We start from the raw sequence: 20,125 nt of genomic DNA, 5'->3' as shown, positions 1-20,125 counted from the left end.
CTTCGGGGAGCTGGTAGATGCTGAACGACGACGAACGCGCCCAGGTGAAGGCCGCCGTGCGGGCGGCCGAGGCCCAGACCCGCGGCGAGCTCTATTGCGTGATCGCCGCGGAATCCTCGGACTATCGCGAGACCCCCTTCCTGTGGGCGGGGCTGGCCGCCCTGGCCGCCCCGGCCATCCTGCTGGTGGCCGGGGTGCAGGTGAGCGTGCCCGACGCCTTCGCCCCCTGGACCGCGGCCCAGGCCGGTGCGGCGGTGGAGCGGGCGGTGCGCGGCGCCCTGACCGCCACCCTGATCCTTCAGGCGGTGCTCTTCGTCCTGGTGGCCGCGATCGGATCGCTGGGTCCTGTCCGGGTCTTCATGACGCCGCGCAGCGTGAAGAAGGACCGGGCGCGCCGCCATGCCGAGGAACTGTTCCTGGCCCGCAACCTGCACCAGACCCGCGAGCGCACGGGGGTGCTGATCTTCGTCTCCGAGGCCGAGCACGCCGCGGAGATCATCGCCGATGAGGGCATCGCCGCGGTGGTGGACCAGTCGGAATGGGACGCCGCCATCGCCGCCCTGGTGACCGAGGCCAAGGCCGGGCGCCTGGGCGAGGGGCTGGCCCGGGCGGTGGGCATGGTGGGCGAAATCCTCGGCCGTCACTTCCCCGCCGACCAGGCCGACAATCCCAACGAACTGCCCGACGCGGTGGTGGAGATCCCGCGCCTTTAGAGGGCGTTCAGAGGGGGCGCCTCGAACGGGCGTTTACACTTGCGCTTCTGCGCCCCTAAGCTTGGCTCCAGGGAAACGCAACGGAGCCGCGTCGATGGCCTATCAGCTAAACATCAACGGCGCGGCGCTGAGCGCCGAGGTGGAGGGCGACACCCCCCTTCTCTGGGTGCTGCGCGACACTCTGGGCCTGGTGGGGACCAAGTTCGGCTGCGGCGCGGCGCTGTGCGGCGCCTGCACGGTCCATGTGGACGGCGCGCCCATCCGCGCCTGCGTCACGCCGGTCGAGGCGGTGGCCGACATGGCCATCACCACCATCGAAGGCGCCGGCGCCCTCGAGGTGGGCCGCCGGGTGCAGCAGGCCTGGGCCGAGCTGGACGTGGCCCAGTGCGGCTATTGCCAGCCGGGCCAGATCATGTCGGCCACCGCGCTTCTGTCCCAGAACCCGTCCCCCAGCGACGACGATATCGACGCGGCCATGGCCGGGAACATCTGTCGCTGCGCCACCTATGTGCGCATCCGCGCCGCCATCAAACGCGCCGCCGGCCAGGAGGCCTGATCCCATGGGCATGATCCGAAACATCACCGAGGGCCTCGCCCTGTCCCGCCGCACCCTGCTGGCCGGCGGCGGGGCGGGTGGCCTGGTTCTGGCCTTCAGTCTGGCGGGGCGCGGCGAGGCCGCCGATGGCCTGGCCAAGCTCAACGCCTATGTCTCCATCGCCCCGGACGGGGTGGTGACCATCGTCTCCAAGAACCCGGAGATCGGCCAGGGGATCAAGACCTCCCTGCCCATGCTCATCGCCGAGGAGCTGGACGTGGACTGGGCCAATGTCCGCACCGTCCAGGCCGGCAACGACCCGCAGACCTATGGCCGCCAGTTCGCCGGCGGCAGCATGGCCACCCCTCTGCACTGGGACCAGCTGCGCCAGGTGGGGGCGGCGGGCCGGGCCATGCTGATGGCTGCGGCCGCCGCCGACTGGGGCGTCGACGTCGCAAGCTTGACCACCGAGCCGGGGGTGGTGATCCACCGCGCCAGCCGCCGCCGGGCCGCCTATGGGACCCTGGCCGCCAAGGCCGCGGGCCTGACGCCGCCGGATCTGGCGAGCCTCAAGCTCAAGGACGCCGCCGACTACCGCATCATCGGCAAGCCCACGCCCCAGGTGGACACCCAGGCCATCGTCACCGGCCAGCCCCTGTTCGGCATCGATATGCGCCTGCCCGGCATGCTCTACGCCGTCTACGCCAAGGCGCCGGTGTTCGGGGCCAAGGTGGCCCGGGTCGATCTGGCGCCCGCCCTGGCGGTCAAGGGGGTGCGCAAGGCCTTCGTGGTCGAGGGCGGGACGGAATTCGATGGCCTTATCCCCGGGGTGGCCGTGGTGGCCGACAGCTGGTGGGCGGCGAACAAGGGCCGCCAGGCCCTGGACATCCAGTGGGCCGACCACCCCACGGCCCGCCAGTCGAGCCAGGCTTTCGCCGACCAGGCCAAGGCCCTGGCGGCGGCCAAGGCCGGCAAGGCCCTGCGCAACGACGGGGATGTGGAGGCCGCCCTGGCCGCCTCGGCCCGCACCGTGGAGGCCGACTACTTCTACCCCTTCCTGGCCCACGCCACCCTGGAGCCGCAGAACTGCACGGCCCACTTCCACGACGGGAAGATGGAGATCTGGGCCCCCACCCAGCTACCTGAGCCCGGCCGCCAGATCGTGGCCAAGACGCTTGGCCTCTCGCCCGATGACGTCATCGTCCACCTCACCCGCTCGGGCGGCGGCTTCGGTCGGCGGCTGATGAACGACTACATGGCCGAGGCCGCCTGGATCGCCCGGGAGGCCGGCGCCCCGGTGAAGCTGGTCTGGACGCGGGAGGACGACACCCGGCACGGCTTCTATCGCCCCGCAGGCTTCCACTTCCTGCGCGGCGGGGTGGATGAGGCCGGCGCCATCACCGCCTGGGCGGACCACTTCGTCACCTTCGGCGAGGGGGAGGCCACCGCCCGCAGCGCCGGCATGGCGCCCACCGAATTCCCCGCCCGCTTCCTGGACAATTACCGGCTGGACGTCTCCATGATGCCGCTGGGCGTGCCCACCGGCCCCCTGCGGGCGCCGGGCAGCAACGCCATCGCCTTCGTGGTGCAGTCCTTCATCGATGAACTGGCCCATGCGGCCGGCGTCGATCCCGTCCAGATGCGCCTGCGGCTCCTGGGCGACCAGGCCATGGTCGGGGGCCAGGGCGGCTATGCCGCCGGCCGCATGGCCGCGGTGGTCCGGCTGGCGGCGGAGAAGTCCAACTGGGGCGAACAACTCGGCCCCCGCCGAGGCAAGGGCGTCGCCTTCCACTACAGCCATCTGGGCTATTTCGCCGAGGTGGCCCAGGTGGCCGTGGCCGACGACGGCGCGGTGCGGGTGGAAAAGGTCTGGGTGGCCGCCGATGTGGGCCGTCAGATCATCAACCCCTTGGGCGCGCTGAACCAGATCGAAGGCTCGGTGATCGACGGCGTCTCGGAGATGTTCGGCGAGATCACCATCGCCGGCGGCCAGGTGGAGCAGGGGAATTTCGACACCTTCCCCCTGCTGCGCATCGACGCCGCCCCGGTGATCGAGACTCACTTCATCAAGTCCGACAACCCGCCCACGGGCCTGGGCGAACCGGCCCTGCCGCCGGTGGTCCCGGCCGTCACCAACGCCATCTTCGCGGCGACCGGCAAACGGGTGCGGAGCCTGCCGCTGCGGGCGGAGGACCTGGCGGCGGGGTAGGGGCGTTCGTGCCTCGCCCGAGTTCCTATTTTGTTCTTGACATCCCGCCCGTCTTTGGCAGACAGCGAGACGCTGTGAGCCGAGCGCCCTCTGCGGTCGGCGCAGGGGGGTGCTGAGTCATGGGTCTCAGGCTGAATTGGCTGGCGGTCAAGACTGAGCAGCGGGAAGCCCTGCTGGCGTGCCTGGGACTTGAGCTGGCGGGCGAGGTCAGCAGCGAGGTCGGGGAGGGGCTGGTGATGGCTGAATTGCCGTCCGGCTGGCTTGTCCTGGTGGATGATCCCGCCGACCGCGAGCTTCTCGCCGAGCTGTCTCGCGTGTCCGAGGCCTGCGGTGAGGCCTTGGGGGCGGAGGTCCACGATACGGTGAGCTTCAGCCGCGCGCAGGCCTATCGGGATGGCCAGCTCCAGTGGTCGCTGGCCTCCGAAACCGATGGCGATGGGTTTGTCGTTCTGGGCGAACTGCCCGCGGCTCCGGCGGAGGCGGACGGCTACGAGGCCCCTCTCGCCCTGGCCGAAAGCCTGTGCGGCTATCGCGCAGGCGAAATGGTCGGCTTGGAATGGCTGCGGGTCGCGCCGCGGGGGGCCTCCCGTTCCGCTGCTCCTGGGAGGTCTCTGCGCGAAGCGATGCGAGCTGAGCTCCTGCCCTTGCTGGAGGACCTTGGCTGGTCGTTCCCGCCAGATCCTGCCTTGGCTGAGACGGGCGTGATCACGCGCCAAATCGACGGTCGGGCGCAGACGCTCTGGTTCGAATACAGCAGCGGCGGGACCCCGCAGATCGACGTCCGTTTCCAGAGCGTGGAGACGCAGGAAGACGGGCCGCTCTGTATCGAAGGCCGTGTGGGCGAGGCCCGCGCCAAGCTTCCGTTCTGGCGACGGTTCAGCTGGAAGGCCCTACGTGAAGCGACCAGCTACCCGCCGGCGTCTGCGGACCCGATCGGCGCGGCGATCGCCCAGGCTCGGGAGGAGATCGCCGTGGCCGATGCCTATCTGCGCGGCGGATTCACCGACAACCGCATCTACATCACCGGCCGGTGGCGGCAACGGGCCTGACGCCCCCTCAGTGAGGGACGTACTGGCGCAGGACGTCTTCGATGATGCGTTCGAGCTGGTCGAGCGTGTTGCAGGTCTTGGCCAGGTGGCAGAACGGCTCGTAGCGCAGCATGACGCTGTCGCCCTGGCTCCAGTAGCTCTCAGGCTCCGGGTTCAGCCAGATGACCGAGCGGGACCGCTCGTGGATGGTGCGCATGATGTCCAGGCGCGGGTCGGCATAGTTGGATCGGGCGTCGCCCAGGAAGATCACCGTGGTGTGGCGGTCCAGGCTGTCCAGATGGTTCTCGGCGAAGTCCTCCAGGGCCTTGCCATAGTCGGTCTGCTGGAAGCCGATGCGGCTCAGCACCTCGAAGATGGCCTTGTCCACCCCGTGCTCGTCCAGGATCTGGTTCACCGGAATCATGCGGCCTGAGAAGGCGAAGGCGTCCAGGCGGTCGACCACTTCGTTGAGGCTGTAGAGGAAGGTCAGCAGGAACTGGGCCGCGGCGGCCACCGATTTGGACACGTCGCAGATGGCGACGATCTTGGGCTTGTCGACCCGCTCGGTCTTCCACACGATGTTGAAGGGCACGCCCCCATAAGCCATGGACTGGCGCAGGGTGCGGCGGACGTCCAGGTGGCCCTTGCGGGCGCGGTTGCGCCGGCGGGAATATCGGTCGGCTAGGCGCTTGGCCATCTTGCGCACCAGGGCCTGCATCACCTCCAGGTCCACCGGATCGATGCCGCCCTCGGCGTTCAGCGCCTTGCGGGCCAGGAGCTCCTCGCGCAGCTGGCGGCCGCTCTCGGCGGCATAGAGGTCGTGCTGACGCTGGACGAAGCGCTGGGCCTCGGCGGTGACCGCCTTGCGGCCGGCCTCCAGCCGGCGGGCCAGACCCTCGCCCGAACCATCCTCCAGACGCCGCGCCTGGGAGATGATCTTCTCGATCTCGGCGATGCCCAGTTCGTCCAGCAGACGGCGGGTCATGCGGCTCTTCTGGGTGGAGAGGCGGATCTCCGAAACCTGGGCGGCCTCGGCGGCCTGCTCCATGGCCTGGGCCAGCGCCGTCGAATCCCCCTCAAGGATCATCTGGGCCAGGGGCGAGGCCGCCGCCTCCGGCGAGATGTCCTCCAGCCCCGCCTGCGGCCCGCCGCCCTCGGCAGGCTCAGGCGGCGGTTCGCCCAGGTCAAAGGCGCTGCGGGCGAAGAAGTTGTCGAAGGCCCGGTCGAACCGCGCCACCTCGTCCGCGCTCTTCGCCAGGGTGGCGCAGAGCGCGTCCTTCAGCAGTTCGCGGTCGCCATAGCCGATGGCGGCCACGGCCTCGTGGGCGTCGATGGTCTCGGCGGGCGAGACGGCGACATCGGCGGCGCGCAGGGCGCGGATAAAGTCCTGGAGCTGTTGCTGCATGGGCCGGGCGGCCTCAGGCGCCGGCCTGGGCGGTGCGCAGCAGCTCGTTGATCTGGGGCTCCACCGCGGTGATGTCCTGCTCGAACTTCAGGATCACATTGAGGGTGTCGCGCACCAGGGACGGCTCCAGGCTGTCGGCGTGCATCAGGATCAGCGCCCGGGCCCAGTCCACCGTCTCGGAGATGGAGGGCGACTTGCGCAGGTCCAGTTCCCGCAGGGCGTGGACGAAGCCCACCAGCTGGTGGTTCAGGCGCGCCTCGATATCGGGCACGCGGCTGGCCACGATCTGACGCTCCAGGGCGGCCTCGGGAAGGGGGATGTGCAGGTGCAGGCAGCGCCGCTTCAGCGCGTCGCCCAGGTCGCGGACATTGTTGGAGGTCAGGAAGACGATGGGCGGGGTCTTGGCCTTGATCACCCCCAGCTCGGGCACCGAGGCCTGGTAGGCCGACAGCACCTCCAGCAGGAAGGCTTCGAAGGCCTCGTCGGACTTGTCGATCTCGTCGATCAGCAGGACGCAGCCGTCATCCTCGCGCAGGGCCTTCATCAGGGGCCGCGGCTCCAGGAAGGGCTCGGAGAAGAACATGTCCCCCATGCCGTGCAGCCGGTCCATGGCCGCGTCCATGGTCGGCGCGTCGGCCAGGGACTCGCCCATGCGATCCTTCAGGATCTGGGTGTAGAGGAGCTGCTTGCCGTACTTCCATTCATACAGCGCCTTGGACTCGTCCAGGCCCTCGTAGCACTGCATGCGGATCAGCGGCAGGTCGAGCAGCTTGGCGGTGGACAGGGCCAGTTCGGTCTTGCCGACCCCGGCGACGCCTTCCACCAGAATGGGCTTTTGCAGATGCACCGACATGTAGAGGGCGGTGGCGATCCGGCGCGAGGCGATATAGCCGACCCCGCCCAGGCCCTCGATCAGCGCCTCGACCGAGGCGAAAGCATCCGTCGACGGCTCGCTGTTGGCCGCCTGCGCCAAAATCGTCAAAGTCTCAATCTCTCAAAATGGACGCAGAAGACCCAAGGCCCCGCGTCAGGAGGTGCAATTGCGCGATTGTGCCAGCCATGGCCGCGAAGGCAAGTCCCGCAGGTCAGAGGTTCCGGCCGGGGTTCCGGCCGGGCGATCAGGGCGCGTCGGCAAGGAAGTCCAAAATGGCCTTGCGGCATTCGGGCTCGTCCAGGGTGGGGGCGTGTCCTGTGGCCTCCACCTCCAGCCGGCGCATCTGCGGGGCGAGCGCCTGCATCCGATCGGCCGTGCCCGAGGTCAGCAGGTCGGAGGCGGCTCCCCGGATCAGCAGCAGCGGGCGGCCGAGCGCCAGGGCGGTGAACAGCGGCCAGAGGTCGGCGGCCGGCACGGCCTGGCCCGCAGGCAGGGGGGCGAAGGCCTGGGCGATGGCGGGGTCGTAGTCGGGAACGATCCGCCCCGGCTCAGCCTCGCGCCAGGTGCGCCTGGCGAAGCCCATCCATTCGGCCTCGGTCAGGCGGGGCAGGGCCGGCCCGTTGATCGCGCGGGAGCGCATGGCCGCCTCGGCCCAGCTGGCGGCGGGCGCGGCCTCGCCCACATAGCCGGCGATCCGGGTCAGGCCCTCCGAGGCGATCTCGGCCCCGATGTCGTTCAGCACCGCCCCGGCGATCAGGTCCGGCCGCATCCCGGCCAGCGTCATGGTGATGATCCCGCCCATGGAGGTGCCGACGAAGATCGCCCGCGACAGCCCCGCTGCGGCCATCAGGGCGGCCACGTCGCCGGCATAGACCGCGGGGTTGTAGTTGGCGGTGTTGGGGTCGCGATCGGAGCGGCCGCGACCCCGGACATCCAGGGCCAGCACCTGGCGCCCCGCAGCGGCCATGGCCGGCGCGAGGCCCTCGAAATCCCGGGCGTTTCGCGTCAGTCCGTGCAGGCAGATGACCGGAAGCTTCGCCGGGCCGGCCGCGGCGGCATAGTCGCGGGCGAACAGGGAGAGCCCGTCGGGCGAGGTCCACCGGCGCTCCACGCCTTGGATAGGGCCATCGCCATGCGGAGCAGGGGCGGCGGGGGCCGCCGACGCACGCAAGAACCGCTGGAAGAAGTTCGTCATCGTCGCGCCCTCGCCGGTGCTGAACAGAGGATCAGTGTGACAGGTTTCGGCGCCCGGCGCGCGCCTGCTCAGCCCAGGCCATAGGGTTTGTAGGGGCCGGCGATCAGCTGCTCGAAGATGCCCAGGCCGTCTTCCTGCGCCCCGCCCGGCCGGGTCAGGGTGACCTTGGACAGGGCCTGGATGTGGACGTTCTCCGGCGCGGCCAGGTCCGCGGCGGCCAGGTCAATGGCCTCGCGTTCGACCACCAGTTCGCCCTTATAGGCGCCGTGACGCCAGGCCCCCGAATAGCCGATGCCGCGCATCAGGAAGGTCAGGATGGGCTGGAAGGTGATGGTCGCCAGCCCCTCGTCCATGGGGATTTCCAGGGTCCCGCCGCGGGCGTGCCGCGTGCCGGGGATCAGCTCCACCCCGGTCATGCGCGCAGCCTCGGTGACCAGGCCCTCGCCCTGACCCGCCCCGTCCGGCAGCACCACGGCGCGGGTGTTCCAGGGAACGCCTTGGGGATCGGCGTTCACATGGAAGAAGATGCTCTCCTGGCTGAAGTTGAGCGGTGTCCACTGCCAGAAAAACCCCATCAGGGCCGGATCGAGGGGGACGGGCGGCTGAGGGTCGGGCGCGCCCACCGGACGCACCCCCCAGGAGCGGTCGCGGGTGCCCACCGTGCCGGGGGGCAGGGGGCGCCACGCCCCGTCCGCCGAGACGAAGCCCTCGCACCGCACGTTCTGCGTCAGGCGGGTGTAGTCCATGAAGGCCCGCGGCCCCATTCGCCGGGTGAAGCGGGGCTCCTCGATGGGAAAGGCGCGGCCGGTGAAGGTGATGTCGGCGGCCAGGCCCTCGCCGTCCACGGTCACCTTCAGCACCTGAAGCGGCTCGACCACCTCGATCCGGATCGGCCCCACCTGCAGGTCCAGACGCTCGGAGTGCAGCACCTTGGAAGCGTGCAGACAGTGCTCCACCCCGTCCAGAATGACCGCGAAGTGGGCGTCGGCGATGTTCAGGTGCGGATAGACCCCGAAGGCCACGGCGAAATAGAGCCTGCCGTCAGGGCTGTAGCCGTTGAAGAAGTAGCGGTCGTAGAAGTTCCGGTCGGTGCCCGCATAGGCGACGGGCTCGGCGGTCTGGTGGATGGGATAGTCATCACCCTTGGTGAGCATCGGCGGTCCTCCCTCGGGGGCCACGCCCCTCATTCTGTTCAGCGCGAGCGCGCCTGGTCTTGAAGTCGCCCGGGCGGCGGTCTGCTTGAATGAAAATACTCTAGGGCGCCGCTACGTCGGTATTGCGACGGCGGGCGGGCCGGCGGTATCGTCGGCCGAAATAGAACAGACCCAGGGAGGCGTCGGAAGACTGATTTTGTGAAATGTTCGCCCTTACCCAAGGGCATCATTACGCAGGGTAAGCGCCCCGACGGCGGATAGATGACTGACGCTGACGTCCGAGTGCCAGATGAGCATGCTCAAGTTCTGGTCGATCCAAAGGCCTATGCGGATGGCCGCATCCACGAAACCTATGCCTGGCTGAGGGCGAACCAGCCCCTTGGGCGCGCCTATCCTGAAGGCTACGAGCCCTTCTGGGTGGTGACGCGGCACGCCGATATCCTGGAGATCAGCCGGCAGAACGCCCTGTTCCTCAACGGCGACAAGTCTCCGACCATCGTCAATCTCGAGACCGACCGGCGGATCCGCGAACTCACCGGCGGCAGCCCCCACCTGCTGCGCACGCTGATCCACATGGATGAGCCCGACCACCTGAAGTACCGCACGCTGACCCAGGCGTGGTTCATGCCGCAGAACCTGCGCAGCATGGAGGATCGCATCCGCGGGGTGGCCAAGGCCGCGGTGGAGCAGATGGCCGCGACCGGCGGTCAGTGCGACTTCGTGCGCGAGGTGGCGCTGCACTATCCTCTGCGGGTGATCATGGAGATCATGGGCGTGCCGCCGGAGGACGAGGCGCGCATGCTCACCCTCACCCAGGAGCTGTTCGGCGCCGCCGATCCGGAACTGGCCCGCAAGGAGGAGGACGATCCGGCGAAGAAGCTGTCGCCCGGGGTGATCACCGACTTCTTCGAGTATTTCCGCAAGCTCTCGGCCGAGCGCCGGGCCAACCCCGGGGATGACCTGGCCAGCGTCATCGCCAACAGCCAGGTGGACGGTCAGCCCATCTCCGAGTTCGAGGCGATGAGCTACTACATCATCGTCGCCACGGCCGGCCACGACACGACCTCGTCCTCCACCGGCGGGGCCATCTGGGGCCTGGCGGAAAACCCCGGGGAACTGGCCAAGCTGAAGGCCGATCCGTCGCTGATCCCGGGGCTGGTCGACGAGTCCATCCGCTGGACCACGCCGGTGAAGACCTTCATGCGCACCGCCGCCGACGCTGCGGAGGTGGGGGGACGCAAGCTCGACAAGGGCGATTGGCTGATGCTGTGCTACGCCTCGGGCAATCGCGACGAGGCGGTGTTCGACGACGCCCAGGCCTTCCGGGTGGACCGCAAGCCCAACAAGCACCTGGCCTTCGGCTATGGCGCCCATCTCTGCCTGGGTCAGCACCTGGCCAAGATGGAAATGCGCATCCTCTGGGAAGAGCTGATCCCGCGCCTGAATTCGCTTGAGCTGGCCGGCGAGCCCGCCATGTCCTAGGCCGTGTTCGTGAACGGGCCCAAGACCCTGCCGATCCGCTTTTCGATGACCTGATGGACGAGGCCGAGCTCTCGCCCCGGCTGGCGGCCTATATCGCCAGCCGCATGCCGCAGGCGCGCGATGTCGCCGTCTCCGCCATGAACCGCATCACCGGGGGAGCGTCGCGCCAGACCTGGCGCTTCACCCTGAGCTGGACCGAGGACGGGGGCGAGAGCCGCTCCCGCGGCCTCATCCTGCGCCGCGATCCGGCCGACAGCCTGATCGACACCGAGCGACGGGTGGAGTTCGAGGCCTATCGCGCCTTCCATGGGTCGGCCGTGCCGGTGCCCGAGATGCTGTGGCTGGAAGAGGGCGAAGAGGCGCTCGGCAGCCCCTTCTTCGTGGCCGCGGAGATCGCCGGCTTCCAGGCGGGCACGGGCGCCCTGTTCGCCCCGCCCTATGTGGACACCCTGCCGGAGCTGGGCCGCCGCAAGTGGACCATCCTGGGGGAGATCGCCAGGGCCGACCCGGCCAGGGTCGGCCTGGCCGACATCCTGCCGGCGGTGGCGGCCGACGCCTGCTGGTCGCGCGAACTGGACCACTGGGAGGGCGTGCTCGATTCCGACGAGACCGAGCCCCTGCCCATCATCCGCGCCGCCATCCGCTGGCTGCGCGCCAATCCCCCGCCGCCGGCTCAGAAGGTCGGCGTGGTGCATGGCGACTATCGCACCGGCAACTTCCTCTATGACGACAAGGGCGCCATCCATGGCGTGCTCGACTGGGAAATGTGCCACCTGGGCGACCCGCTGGAGGACCTGGGCTGGAGCTTCAATCCCGTCTGGTGGTTCGGCCAGGGCAAGCCCGGCGGCCTGTTGCCGCGGGAGTCGGCGATCGCCGCCTGGGAGGCCGCCTCCGGCCTGCGGGCCGCGCCCGAGGCCCTGCACTGGTGGGAACTGTTCGCCTGCGTGAAGGGCCAGGCCATCTGGGTGTCCAGCGCGCGGGCCTGGATCGACGGCGCCAACCGCGATCCGATCCTGGTCTATCCGGCCTGGGCGCTGATCAACGCCCAGGACCGCGCCGCGCTGAAGGTGATGGGACGCCTATGAAACCGACCGCTCCCCACGTGCTGGCCGATCTCGCCGGCCTCTCCTTGCGCAACGCCGCCCCCGACGTGGCGCCGGCCGCCCGCGCGGGCCAGCTTGGCCTGTCGGCCCTGTTGCTTGGCCTGGCGGCCGAAATGTGGGACGGCGCCGCCGACCTCCTGGTGCGCGAGAACGCCGAATTGCGCGCCCTGCTGGCCGACGGCGCGGAGGTCTCGCAAGATTCCGCCCGGGGCCGCTGGCTGTCGGAGCTGGCGTCCGGTCGCGAGGACAGCCTGAAAATCTCTGACCTGGAAACCGCCAATGCGGAGCTGAAGGTGGCGCTCATCGCCCTCCACGCCGAGGTGGAGATGCGGGCCGACCCGCAGGCCCGGGCCATGGAGACCCGGGTGTGGGAGACCCTGGCGCGGTCCACCGAACGGCGCAGGCTTTCGGGTTCACCCTGTTAAGCCGGTCGACAACAGGCTCGCTCTCGTCTTTTCTGGCGCCCGCCCGGCCGCCAGCGCCGGGATTTATCAGATTCATTCATTGAGGGATGGAGACGTAATGCCGCCTCGCATGTTGCCGGAGCCGACTCCGGAGACCCAGCATTTCTGGGACGGGACCCGTAACGGGGAGCTGCTGCTCCAGCGTTCCAAGGAGACCGGTGAAGCCTATTTTCCCCCGCGCCCCTTCTGCCCGAAGACGGGTTCGCGCGATGTCGAGGTGTTCAAGGCCAGCGGTCGCGGCACCCTGCACTCCTATGTCATCAACCACCGCCCGCGCCCCGACATGGGGACCGAGCCCTACGCCATCGCCGTGGTGATGCTCGAGGAAGGGCCCAAGATGATGACCAATATCGTCAACTGCCCCCAGACCCCCGAGGCGCTCGTCCTCGACATGCCGGTGGAGGTCGTCTTCGAGAAGATGAGCGACACCATCACGCTGCCGTTCTTCCAACCGGCCAAGGGCTAAGGGGCGACCATGAAACAGAAGACTGTCGCGGTCGTAGGCGCCGCCGAAACCACCAAGATGGGCAAGATTCCGGACGTGTCCGTGATCGGCCTGCATGCTGACGCCGCCCTCAACGCCATGGCCGATGCGGGCCTCAAGCCCACCGATATCGACGGCGTGGCCTGCGCCGGCGTCTCGCCGGTGGAGCTCGCCCAGTATCTGGGGATCACGCCCACCTATGCCGACGGCACCAGCGTGGGCGGCTGTTCGTTCATGCTGCATGTTCGCCATGCGGCGGCCGCCATCAATGAGGGCCTGTGCACCACGGTGCTCATCACCCACGGCGAATCCGGGCGTTCGCGCGTGGGCGTCGGCGGCTTCGGCCGGGCGGCCTCCAGCCTGATGGGCCAGTTCGAGATGCCCTATGGCGTCACCTCGCCGCCCACCATGTTCACCATCCCGGTGCTTCGCTACATGAAGACCTACGGGGTGACCGAGGAAGACCTCGCCAATGTGGCGGTGATCCAGCGGGAATGGGCGGCGAAGAACCCGCGGGCCTCCTATCGCGACCCGATCACGGTCGACGACGTGCTGAACTCCGACATGATCGCCTGGCCGTTCCGCAAGCTGATGTGCTGCCTGGTCACCGACGGCGGCGGCGCGCTGATCCTGACCAGCGCCGAACGGGCCAAGGACTTCCCGCAGAAGCCGGTCTATGTGCTGGGAACGGGCGAGAGCGTGGAGACCCCCATGGTCAGCCAGATGGAGGACTTCACCACCTCCAAGGCCTTCCGGGTCTCGGGCAAGAAGGCTTTCGACGAGGCCGGCATCAGCCATTCCGACGTCGATCACCTGATGATCTACGACGCCTTCGCCCACCTGCCGCTCTACGGGCTGGAGGACCTCGGCTTCTGCAAGCCGGGCGAGGCCAAGGACTTCATCAATGAGCGCAACACCGCCATCGGCGGCAAGCTGCCGCTGAACACCAATGGCGGCGGCCTGTCCTACATGCACTCGGGCATGTACGGCATGTACGCTCTGCAGGAGAGCGTGCGCCAAATGCGCGGGATCGCGCCGGCCCAGGTGGATGGCGCAAAGATCAGCGTCTGCCACGGGGTGGGGGGCATGTTCGCGGCCTCCGGCACCATCATCTTCTCCAACGAGAAGTAGGCGCAAGAAGCGCCCCGGGGCCCAGGCTCCGGGGCGTCGCCGCTTTCGAGCGCGACGCGCTCAAGTCTTTGAATTTGGAGCCTGATTCAATGATCAGACGGTCCGTCTGATCGCATCAGGCTCTAGGCGGCGGGCTGTTCGCCGTCCGCCTCGGCGATCTGCAGCCGTTCGGTCAGCAGCCAGAGGCCCTCGACCATGGCGTTGAGGTTCTCGCGGCCGCTTTCCTCGGTGTTGAGGATCAGCCGCATGCCGTTCACATGCACCTTGATGGAGGGCCAGTCGGTGCGGTCCTGGGTGCGCAGCTTGTCAGAGAGCTCGCACAGGCTGTAGGCGGCCCGGCAGAGCAGCTTGTCGTCGAACAGGCCGGCGATATCCAGGATGAAGGTGGACAGGTCGTAGACCGAGTCCATGGGGGCGTCCTGCGACTCGCACAGCCACTCCAGCGTCTCCAGGGTCTCGGCGATGGCCGCATAGGCCTTGTCCTGCTGTCCGGCCAGTTCGCGGGCGGCGCGGGTGTTGGCCATGCCGGCCGTCATGCCGCCGGGCTCGTTCACATGCTGGGCCAGGCGGTTGCGGATCTTGAAGACTTGGGGGTCGCTCATAGGGCGGCCTTCTGTGGCTTGAGCAGCATGTCGATCTCGTTCTGATCCATGTTCGGATCCTTGGCCATGCCCACATGGGCCGACAGGTCGTCCTTGCGGCGACCCTTGACCCCCAGCGGCGGACCCATGTTCCGGAACCGCCGGTCGGGACCCACATAGGAATCGCAGCGCACCATGGCCCGCTCATCCTTGGCCACCCAGTAGATGCGCTGGAGCAGGACTTCGGGCGTGAAGGGCTTGGAGACGATGAAGTTGGCGCCGGAATCGCGGCTGCCTTCCACCGTCGAGCGGGCCGCGTGGCCGGTCATCATGATGATCGGCAGGAAGTTGGCCTCGGCCGGTGCGTCCCGACGCAGCCAACGGACGAAATCGTAGCCGTCCATGTCCGGCATGGCCGTGTCGCAGATGATCAGATCGATCTCCCGGCTCCGGATCACGCTCTGGGCCTCAGCGGCCGAGCGGCACTTCACCTGACGGTGGACGCCAAAGCCCCGGAAGATGGAGGACAGAACCTCCAGAGCCTGCTCGTTGTCGTCGATCAGGAGCACGGTGGACCGGGCCAGGTTCATCCGTGTGTCGGGATGAAGGCTCATCGGCGGGCGCTCAGAAGAGGTCCAACTCGCCCGAACCCTCATCCTTGGGGGGCGGGGCGAGGGCGGCGTCATAAAGGCAGGTGCGCAGGCGCGCGGCCAGGTCGCTGAGCGGGACGGCGGCCAGGACCGCGTCGGGGTCCACGTTGCGCGCCGTGGCGATCTGGTGGGACAGGCCCCGGGTGAAGATCGACAGTCCCGCCAGGTGCTGGGTCAGCACGTCCAGGGTCTGGGCCTCGCTCAGGGCCAGCTGCTTGGGCTCGCCGTCGACGGCCACCACCAGCCGGCTCACCAGCTCCTCCAGGCGCGCGCACAGTTCGCCCGCATGATCCAGCTCGGCGGCGAGACCGGCGAGCATGGGCGGGGCGAGGGCGGCGACCTGGGCGTGGCGCATCAGAACAGTTCCAGCTCGCCGTCGTCCACCGGCGCCGCGGGCGCAGGCTTGGGGACCTCCTTCAGGCGGGTGATTTCGTTGTTGTCGGTGACGGTCTTCTGCTGGGCTCGGCCCGTGGTGGGCCAGAACTGGATCCGGCGGGCGCCGAAGCCGCCCAGGCTCGTGCCCATCACCGGAATGGCTTCGTCGCGCATGAACTTCTCGGCGAAGGCGGCGTTGGCCGCGCCGACGTCCGAAAGACCGTTGAACATGCGCGCGCCGCCAAACAGCTTGGCCTGCAGGCGCTCACGCCGCGCCCCCAGGCGCATCAGTTCGTTGATCAGCAGTTCCATGGCGTAGGCCCCGTAGCGGCGGCCTTCGTTGGCCCCCTCGGCCTTGCCCTCGGGCAGCAGGAAGTGGTTCATCCCCCCGGCGGCGCGCACGGGATCCCAGAGGCAGACCGCCACGCAGCTGCCAAGGATGGTGGTCAGGACCACATCCGGATCGTCCGTCACATAGTGCTCGCCCTGGACGACGTGCACCCGGCGTCCAGCCCGATTGGAGATGTTTTCGACGATCATTCTAGGGGTCCGAAAACGGCTTCGATCTTCTCTTTCAGCGTCTGGGTCGTGAAAGGCTTGACCAGATAGTTGTTCACCCCGAACTGCACCGCCCGTTGCACCAGCTCGCGGTCGGCCCGGCCCGTCAGCATGATGACGGCGGTCTTGGCGATGGGGCCGTGGGCGCGGATGGCGCGCAGCAGGCCCAGGCCGTCCAGCTTGGGCATGTTGAAGTCGGTGATCACCAGATTGGCGGGCTGGGCCACCAGGGCGCGCAGAGCGTCCTCGCCGTCGGCCACCTCGCGGGTCTGGGTGATGCCCAGGGTGTGCAGGCTGGTGCGAATGAGGGACCGCATCGACTGCTGATCGTCGGCGATCAAGGTCTTGATGGCTGCGGCTGAGGGCATCATGCGCTCCTTTGCGGCTCGGAAGCCGCACATAGTCCAAGTATGGCCGCGCTCATGCGCGACAGGGGGGCCTGCTTCTCCACAGCGCCCAGTTCGAAGGCCGCGCGGGGCATGCCGTAGACCACGCAGCTGGACTCATCCTGGCCCAGGGTGCGGGCGCCCGCCTGCCGCATGGCCAGCAGGCCCGAGGCGCCGTCGCGACCCATGCCGGTGAGGATCACCCCCAGGGTAGGCCGGTTGAGCCGCGCCAGGGAGTTGAAGAGCACGTCCACGGAAGGCCGGTGGCCGCTGACGGGGCCATCCTCGCGCAGCCGGCAGGACAGTTGACCGGTGCCCGCCACCTCCAGGTGCCGTTCGCCGCCCGGGGCGAGATAGATGTGGCCCGGCGCCAGGCGCGCGCCGTCCCACGCCTCGGCCACCGTGGCCGCGCAGACGCGGTTCAAGCGCTCGGCGAAGCTCTTGGTGAAGGTCGCCGGCATGTGCTGGGTGATCACGGTGGGGGGGCAGGTGGCCGGGAAGGCGGACAGGATGGTCATGAGCGCCTCGACCCCGCCGGTGGACGAGCCGATCCCCACGATGATGTCCTCGGCCTTGTAGGCCCGGTTCTCCGCCGCCCGTGTGATTGGACCGCTGAAAGGCCTCACCCGGGCCCGGGCGGCGGCCTTCACCTTGGCGGCCAGGTCCTGGAAGGCCTCGGCCGCGGTATGGCCGGCCGAGGGCTTGCCCACGCAATCGACCGCGCCCAGCTCCATCGCCGCCAGGGTGGCGTCGGCGCCGGCCTGGGTCAGGGTCGAGACCATCACCACCGGCATAGGCCGCAGGCGCATGATCTTCTCGAGGAACTCCAGGCCGTTCATCTTCGGCATTTCGACGTCGAGGGTGATGACGTCGGGGTTCAGCTGCTTGATCGCCTCGCGGGCTTCCAGCGGATCGTTGGCGAAGCCCAGCACCTCGATCTCGGGATCCTGGCGCAGGGTCGCCGAGATCAGGCTGCGCATGGTGGCGGAGTCATCGACAATCAGGACACGGACAGTCATCGGCCAGCCCTCACGCGGTAGGTGGTCAGACCCGAGGTCTCCAGCAGGTTCGTGGCCGGACCCGAGACGCGCTCGGAATGGCCGATATAGAGGGTGCCGCCGGGGTTCAGCGCCGGGACGAAGCGGCTCCAGATGCGTTCCTGGGTCGGCTCGTCGAAATAGATCACCACATTGCGGCAGAAGATCACGTCGAAGCGGCCGCGCATGGGCCAGTCGCCGATCAGGTTGAGCTCCCGGAAGGCCACCATGTCGCGCAGTTCCTGGTTCACCGACCAGATCTTGCCATCGGCTGCGGAGGTTTTCTCGAACCAGCGCCGGCGCAGGTCGAGCGGGACCGGCGAGACCGAGTCCTCGCGGTAGCAGCCGACCTTGCCCTCGGCGATCATGTTGGGATCGATGTCCGTGGCCAGGATCTTGACGTCCAGGCGCGAGGCCTCGGGCAGGGCGCTCAGCACGGTGATGGCCATGGAATAGGGTTCCTGGCCGTTGGAACAGGCCGCCGACCACAGGCGCACCCGGCCGCCGGCCCGGGCGCGGGCGGCGAGTTCGGGCATCACCTGGTCGCGCAGGTGGTCGAAATGGTGCGGCTCGCGGAAGAACCGCGTCACATTGGTGGTGAGCGCCGCCATCATGGCCTGGCGCTCGTCCAGAGCGCCGGCGTCCTCCACCAGGGCGCAATATTCGCGGAAGCTGCGCAGGCCCAGCGACCGCAGCCGCTTGGCCAGGCGCGAATAGACCAGGGCGGCCTTGCCCTCGTGCAGGGCGATACCGGCGTGAGAGTGCAGGATCTCGGCGATCTTGCGGAAGTCGTCGGAGGTCAGCAGGAACTCGCCGTCGACGAGACCTTCGGACCTGCCGCGCCGGGCGTCTGAGGACTGCGTCATGCGGCCTCGGCTTCGGTCTCGGGCAGGACCCGATCCAGGGCGATCAGGCTGACCATGCGGCCTTCGAGGGCGAACAGACCCTTGACGAAGGTCTTCACCTGGTCGCTGGCCACGTCCGGCGTCGCCTGAACCAGATCGTCGCTCATATTGATGATGTCGGACACGGCGTCGACCAGCAGACCCACGGTCCGTTCGCCGATATGCACCACCATGATCACGTGGCGGGCGGTGGGCTCAGAGGTGGTCAGGCCCAGGCGCGCGCCCAGGTCGATGATCGGCAGGACCGCGCCGCGCAGGTTGATGACGCCTTTGACGAAGGACGGCGTGCGGGGCAGGGGGGTGGCGGGCGCCCAGCCGCGGATCTCGCGGACCGACATGATGTCGACGCAGAATTCCTGGTCGCCGATGCGGAAGGCGATCAGTTCACGGCGTTGGGCGGGGCCCGGGGTCACGGTGTCAGTCATGGTCAAACTGCCATTCGCTTTTCAGTTCTGGGGGCCTTGCGGCGCGAGCTGTGCACGAGGGCGTCCACGTCCAGGATCAGGGCCACGCGGCCGTCTCCCAGAATGGTCGCCGCCGCCACGCCCGGGATCTGCTGGTAGTTGGCTTCCAGGCTCTTGATCACCACCTGGCGCTGGCCCTGGATGGCTTCCACAAGCAGGGCCGCCTTGCCGCCGCCTTCGCTCTCGATGAGCACCGCCACGCCGGATGACGGGGGCAGGGGCGTGTCGCGGAAGCCCAGGGCCACGCCCACATCGATCAGGGGCACGAAGGTTTCGCGAATCCGGATGACCGCGTCGCGGCCGCCGATCAGGTGCACGTCCTCGCTGCGCGGGGTCAGGCTTTCCACGATGTTGGAGAGTGGCGCCACCAGGGTCTGGTCGGCGGCCGAAACCACCATGCCGTCCAGCACGGCCAGGGTCAGCGGCAGGCTCATGGTGAACTTCGAGCCCTTGCCGGGTTCGGAGCTGATGGAGATGCGACCGCCCAGGGCCTGGATGGAGCGCTTGACCACGTCCATGCCCACGCCGCGGCCCGAAATGTCGGACACCACATCGGCGGTGGAGAAGCCGGGCAGGAAGATCAGGTTGTCGATCTCGTCATCCGACAGGACCGCGTCCTCGGCGATCAGCCCCTTGGTGACGGCGATCCCCCGGACCCGCTCGCGGTTGATGCCGCGACCGTCGTCCTGGACCTCGATCACGATGCGTCCGCCGCGGTGCAGGGCGGCCAGCCGGACCACGCCCTCGGCGGCCTTGCCGTTGGCCTCGCGATCCTCAGGCCGTTCCAGGCCGTGATCGATGGCGTTGCGCAGCATGTGGGTGATGGGGTCGGACAGGCGCTCGATGACGGTCTTGTCGACCTCGGTGTTCTCGCCCTCCATCACAAGGCGGACCTTCTTGCCCACCATGTCGGCGACTTCGCGCACCAGGCGCGGCATGCGCTGGAACACCGACTTCACGGGCTGGGCGCGGATGGCCATGACGCTGTCCTGGATCTCCCGGGTCAGGAGCTCCAGATCCTCCAGGCCGAGCGCCACGTCGGACGAACGGGCCAGACCGCTTTCGAAGACCCGCTGCGAGAGCATGGCCTGCTGAATGACCAGCTCGCCCACCGCATTGATCAGGCGGTCCACCCGGTCCAGATCCACCCGGATGGTGGGGGCCGGCGCCGCGGCGCCGCCCGCCGGGGCGGCTGCGGCTGCGGCTGCGGCTGCGGGCTGCACCTGGCCGGCGGCCGCCGGCTTGGGTTCGCTCTTCGGCGTCGGGGGCGCAGCTTGGGCGTGCTCGGCCGAGGCCTTTTCGGCCAGGGCGATCAGCCCGGCCACGTCCAGTTCGGCGGGATTGGCCTCCTGAGGGGCGGCGATCTCGGCAGGCGGGGGCGCAGCTTCAGGG

At 68.8% G+C, this 20,125-nt stretch carries 22 protein-coding genes; 9 read left to right on the top strand and 13 right to left on the bottom strand.

Annotated features, from left to right (window positions below):
• Nucleotides 1-17: 17 nt before the first annotated feature.
• The 4 genes from V7D28_RS05950 (at nucleotide 18) to V7D28_RS05935 (ending at nucleotide 4,506) form a co-directional block, all read left to right on the top strand.
• Nucleotides 18-713 carry a TPM domain-containing protein gene (locus V7D28_RS05950; RefSeq protein WP_333586450.1) on the top strand — a complete coding sequence of 232 codons (696 nt, stop codon included), beginning with the start codon at nucleotides 18-20 and terminating at the stop codon, nucleotides 711-713.
• A gap of 94 nt (nucleotides 714-807) precedes the next feature.
• Nucleotides 808-1,269 carry a (2Fe-2S)-binding protein gene (locus V7D28_RS05945; protein WP_333586449.1) on the top strand — a complete coding sequence of 154 codons (462 nt, stop codon included), beginning with the start codon at nucleotides 808-810 and terminating at the stop codon, nucleotides 1,267-1,269.
• A gap of 4 nt (nucleotides 1,270-1,273) precedes the next feature.
• The gene (locus V7D28_RS05940) at nucleotides 1,274-3,457 is read left to right on the top strand and encodes a xanthine dehydrogenase family protein molybdopterin-binding subunit (RefSeq protein ID WP_333586448.1); all 2,184 of its coding nucleotides are present in this window, start codon (nucleotides 1,274-1,276) and stop codon (nucleotides 3,455-3,457) included.
• 119 nt (nucleotides 3,458-3,576) lie between these two features.
• Nucleotides 3,577-4,506 carry a hypothetical protein gene (locus tag V7D28_RS05935; protein WP_333586447.1) on the top strand — a complete coding sequence of 310 codons (930 nt, stop codon included), beginning with the start codon at nucleotides 3,577-3,579 and terminating at the stop codon, nucleotides 4,504-4,506.
• A 7-nt stretch (nucleotides 4,507-4,513) separates the two neighbouring features.
• Here the strand turns inward: V7D28_RS05935 and V7D28_RS05930 are convergent, their stop codons facing one another.
• The 4 genes from V7D28_RS05930 to V7D28_RS05915 form a co-directional block, all read right to left on the bottom strand.
• Nucleotides 4,514-5,890 (bottom strand): vWA domain-containing protein, encoded by a 1,377-nt coding sequence (locus V7D28_RS05930; protein WP_333586446.1) that lies wholly within the window; start codon nucleotides 5,888-5,890, stop codon nucleotides 4,514-4,516.
• 13 nt (nucleotides 5,891-5,903) lie between these two features.
• The gene (locus V7D28_RS05925) at nucleotides 5,904-6,872 is read right to left on the bottom strand and encodes an AAA family ATPase (protein WP_333586445.1); all 969 of its coding nucleotides are present in this window, start codon (nucleotides 6,870-6,872) and stop codon (nucleotides 5,904-5,906) included.
• Nucleotides 6,873-7,008: 136 nt separating this feature from the next.
• Nucleotides 7,009-7,875: an alpha/beta fold hydrolase gene (locus V7D28_RS05920; RefSeq protein WP_333586444.1), complete on the bottom strand. Its 867-nt coding sequence runs from the start codon at nucleotides 7,873-7,875 to the stop codon at nucleotides 7,009-7,011.
• Nucleotides 7,876-8,027: 152 nt separating this feature from the next.
• Complete coding sequence (locus tag V7D28_RS05915) at nucleotides 8,028-9,113, bottom strand: hypothetical protein (RefSeq protein ID WP_333586443.1); 1,086 nt, start codon at nucleotides 9,111-9,113, stop codon at nucleotides 8,028-8,030.
• Between the two features lie 261 nt (nucleotides 9,114-9,374).
• Here V7D28_RS05915 and V7D28_RS05910 point away from each other — a divergent pair, with 261 nt between their 5' ends.
• From V7D28_RS05910 to V7D28_RS05890, 5 genes are all read left to right on the top strand, one after another.
• Nucleotides 9,375-10,595 carry a cytochrome P450 gene (locus tag V7D28_RS05910; protein WP_333586442.1) on the top strand — a complete coding sequence of 407 codons (1,221 nt, stop codon included), beginning with the start codon at nucleotides 9,375-9,377 and terminating at the stop codon, nucleotides 10,593-10,595.
• 53 nt (nucleotides 10,596-10,648) lie between these two features.
• Entirely contained in the window at nucleotides 10,649-11,680 is a 1,032-nt protein-coding gene (locus tag V7D28_RS05905) for a phosphotransferase family protein (protein ID WP_333586441.1), read from the top strand.
• Nucleotides 11,677-12,123, top strand: a complete 447-nt coding sequence (locus V7D28_RS05900; protein WP_333586440.1) for a hypothetical protein — start codon at nucleotides 11,677-11,679, stop codon at nucleotides 12,121-12,123. The genes V7D28_RS05905 and V7D28_RS05900 overlap by 4 nt, the downstream gene beginning before the upstream one ends.
• 97 nt (nucleotides 12,124-12,220) lie before the next feature.
• On the top strand, nucleotides 12,221-12,628 hold the full coding sequence (locus V7D28_RS05895; protein WP_333586439.1) for a Zn-ribbon domain-containing OB-fold protein: 408 nt from the start codon (nucleotides 12,221-12,223) through the stop codon (nucleotides 12,626-12,628).
• 9 nt (nucleotides 12,629-12,637) lie between these two features.
• Nucleotides 12,638-13,777, top strand: a complete 1,140-nt coding sequence (locus V7D28_RS05890) for a thiolase C-terminal domain-containing protein (RefSeq protein WP_333586438.1) — start codon at nucleotides 12,638-12,640, stop codon at nucleotides 13,775-13,777.
• Between the two features lie 122 nt (nucleotides 13,778-13,899).
• On the opposite strand, the gene V7D28_RS05885 is transcribed toward V7D28_RS05890, so the two are convergent.
• The 9 genes from V7D28_RS05885 to V7D28_RS05845 form a co-directional block, all read right to left on the bottom strand.
• Complete coding sequence (locus V7D28_RS05885; protein ID WP_333586437.1) at nucleotides 13,900-14,379, bottom strand: hypothetical protein; 480 nt, start codon at nucleotides 14,377-14,379, stop codon at nucleotides 13,900-13,902.
• Complete coding sequence (locus V7D28_RS05880) at nucleotides 14,376-14,972, bottom strand: response regulator (protein WP_333586436.1); 597 nt, start codon at nucleotides 14,970-14,972, stop codon at nucleotides 14,376-14,378. Before V7D28_RS05880 ends, V7D28_RS05885 begins: the two co-directional genes overlap by 4 nt.
• Nucleotides 14,973-14,982: 10 nt before the next feature.
• Nucleotides 14,983-15,363: a hypothetical protein gene (locus V7D28_RS05875; protein ID WP_333586435.1), complete on the bottom strand. Its 381-nt coding sequence runs from the start codon at nucleotides 15,361-15,363 to the stop codon at nucleotides 14,983-14,985.
• Complete coding sequence (locus tag V7D28_RS05870) at nucleotides 15,363-15,923, bottom strand: chemotaxis protein CheD (RefSeq protein ID WP_333586434.1); 561 nt, start codon at nucleotides 15,921-15,923, stop codon at nucleotides 15,363-15,365. Before V7D28_RS05870 ends, V7D28_RS05875 begins: the two co-directional genes overlap by 1 nt.
• Entirely contained in the window at nucleotides 15,920-16,309 is a 390-nt protein-coding gene (locus V7D28_RS05865; protein WP_333586433.1) for a response regulator, read from the bottom strand. The genes V7D28_RS05870 and V7D28_RS05865 overlap by 4 nt, the downstream gene beginning before the upstream one ends.
• Nucleotides 16,309-17,346 (bottom strand): protein-glutamate methylesterase/protein-glutamine glutaminase, encoded by a 1,038-nt coding sequence (locus V7D28_RS05860; protein ID WP_333586432.1) that lies wholly within the window; start codon nucleotides 17,344-17,346, stop codon nucleotides 16,309-16,311. Before V7D28_RS05860 ends, V7D28_RS05865 begins: the two co-directional genes overlap by 1 nt.
• Nucleotides 17,343-18,230 carry a CheR family methyltransferase gene (locus V7D28_RS05855; protein ID WP_333586431.1) on the bottom strand — a complete coding sequence of 296 codons (888 nt, stop codon included), beginning with the start codon at nucleotides 18,228-18,230 and terminating at the stop codon, nucleotides 17,343-17,345. The genes V7D28_RS05860 and V7D28_RS05855 overlap by 4 nt, the downstream gene beginning before the upstream one ends.
• A complete protein-coding gene (locus tag V7D28_RS05850) occupies nucleotides 18,227-18,694 on the bottom strand; it encodes a chemotaxis protein CheW (RefSeq protein ID WP_333586430.1) in 468 nt (155 codons plus the stop codon). Before V7D28_RS05850 ends, V7D28_RS05855 begins: the two co-directional genes overlap by 4 nt.
• A 2-nt stretch (nucleotides 18,695-18,696) precedes the next feature.
• Nucleotides 18,697-20,125 (bottom strand): chemotaxis protein CheA (locus V7D28_RS05845; protein WP_333586429.1); only part of this gene is annotated, 1,429 nt, incomplete at its 5' end.

Origin of the sequence: Phenylobacterium sp. (assembly GCF_036723115.1) — a bacterium.
Lineage (GTDB): Bacteria > Pseudomonadota > Alphaproteobacteria > Caulobacterales > Caulobacteraceae > Phenylobacterium.
Note: the sequence above shows the minus strand (reverse complement) of the source record. Positions and strands in the feature narration are given on the sequence as shown.

Coding starts and splice junctions, on each gene's coding strand:
- V7D28_RS05890 (WP_333586438.1), top strand. CDS start 12,638: ATGAAACAGAAGACTGTCGCGGTCGTAGGCGCCGCCGAAACCACCAAG.
- V7D28_RS05940 (WP_333586448.1), top strand. CDS start 1,274: ATGGGCATGATCCGAAACATCACCGAGGGCCTCGCCCTGTCCCGCCGC.
- V7D28_RS05950 (WP_333586450.1), top strand. CDS start 18: ATGCTGAACGACGACGAACGCGCCCAGGTGAAGGCCGCCGTGCGGGCG.
- V7D28_RS05930 (WP_333586446.1), bottom strand. CDS start 5,890: ATGCAGCAACAGCTCCAGGACTTTATCCGCGCCCTGCGCGCCGCCGAT.
- V7D28_RS05865 (WP_333586433.1), bottom strand. CDS start 16,309: ATGCCCTCAGCCGCAGCCATCAAGACCTTGATCGCCGACGATCAGCAG.
- V7D28_RS05885 (WP_333586437.1), bottom strand. CDS start 14,379: ATGAGCGACCCCCAAGTCTTCAAGATCCGCAACCGCCTGGCCCAGCAT.
- V7D28_RS05895 (WP_333586439.1), top strand. CDS start 12,221: ATGCCGCCTCGCATGTTGCCGGAGCCGACTCCGGAGACCCAGCATTTC.
- V7D28_RS05900 (WP_333586440.1), top strand. CDS start 11,677: ATGAAACCGACCGCTCCCCACGTGCTGGCCGATCTCGCCGGCCTCTCC.
- V7D28_RS05910 (WP_333586442.1), top strand. CDS start 9,375: ATGACTGACGCTGACGTCCGAGTGCCAGATGAGCATGCTCAAGTTCTG.
- V7D28_RS05945 (WP_333586449.1), top strand. CDS start 808: ATGGCCTATCAGCTAAACATCAACGGCGCGGCGCTGAGCGCCGAGGTG.
- V7D28_RS05860 (WP_333586432.1), bottom strand. CDS start 17,346: ATGACTGTCCGTGTCCTGATTGTCGATGACTCCGCCACCATGCGCAGC.
- V7D28_RS05905 (WP_333586441.1), top strand. CDS start 10,649: ATGGACGAGGCCGAGCTCTCGCCCCGGCTGGCGGCCTATATCGCCAGC.
- V7D28_RS05870 (WP_333586434.1), bottom strand. CDS start 15,923: ATGATCGTCGAAAACATCTCCAATCGGGCTGGACGCCGGGTGCACGTC.
- V7D28_RS05915 (WP_333586443.1), bottom strand. CDS start 9,113: ATGCTCACCAAGGGTGATGACTATCCCATCCACCAGACCGCCGAGCCC.
- V7D28_RS05935 (WP_333586447.1), top strand. CDS start 3,577: ATGGGTCTCAGGCTGAATTGGCTGGCGGTCAAGACTGAGCAGCGGGAA.
- V7D28_RS05855 (WP_333586431.1), bottom strand. CDS start 18,230: ATGACGCAGTCCTCAGACGCCCGGCGCGGCAGGTCCGAAGGTCTCGTC.
- V7D28_RS05875 (WP_333586435.1), bottom strand. CDS start 15,363: ATGCGCCACGCCCAGGTCGCCGCCCTCGCCCCGCCCATGCTCGCCGGT.
- V7D28_RS05880 (WP_333586436.1), bottom strand. CDS start 14,972: ATGAGCCTTCATCCCGACACACGGATGAACCTGGCCCGGTCCACCGTG.
- V7D28_RS05850 (WP_333586430.1), bottom strand. CDS start 18,694: ATGACTGACACCGTGACCCCGGGCCCCGCCCAACGCCGTGAACTGATC.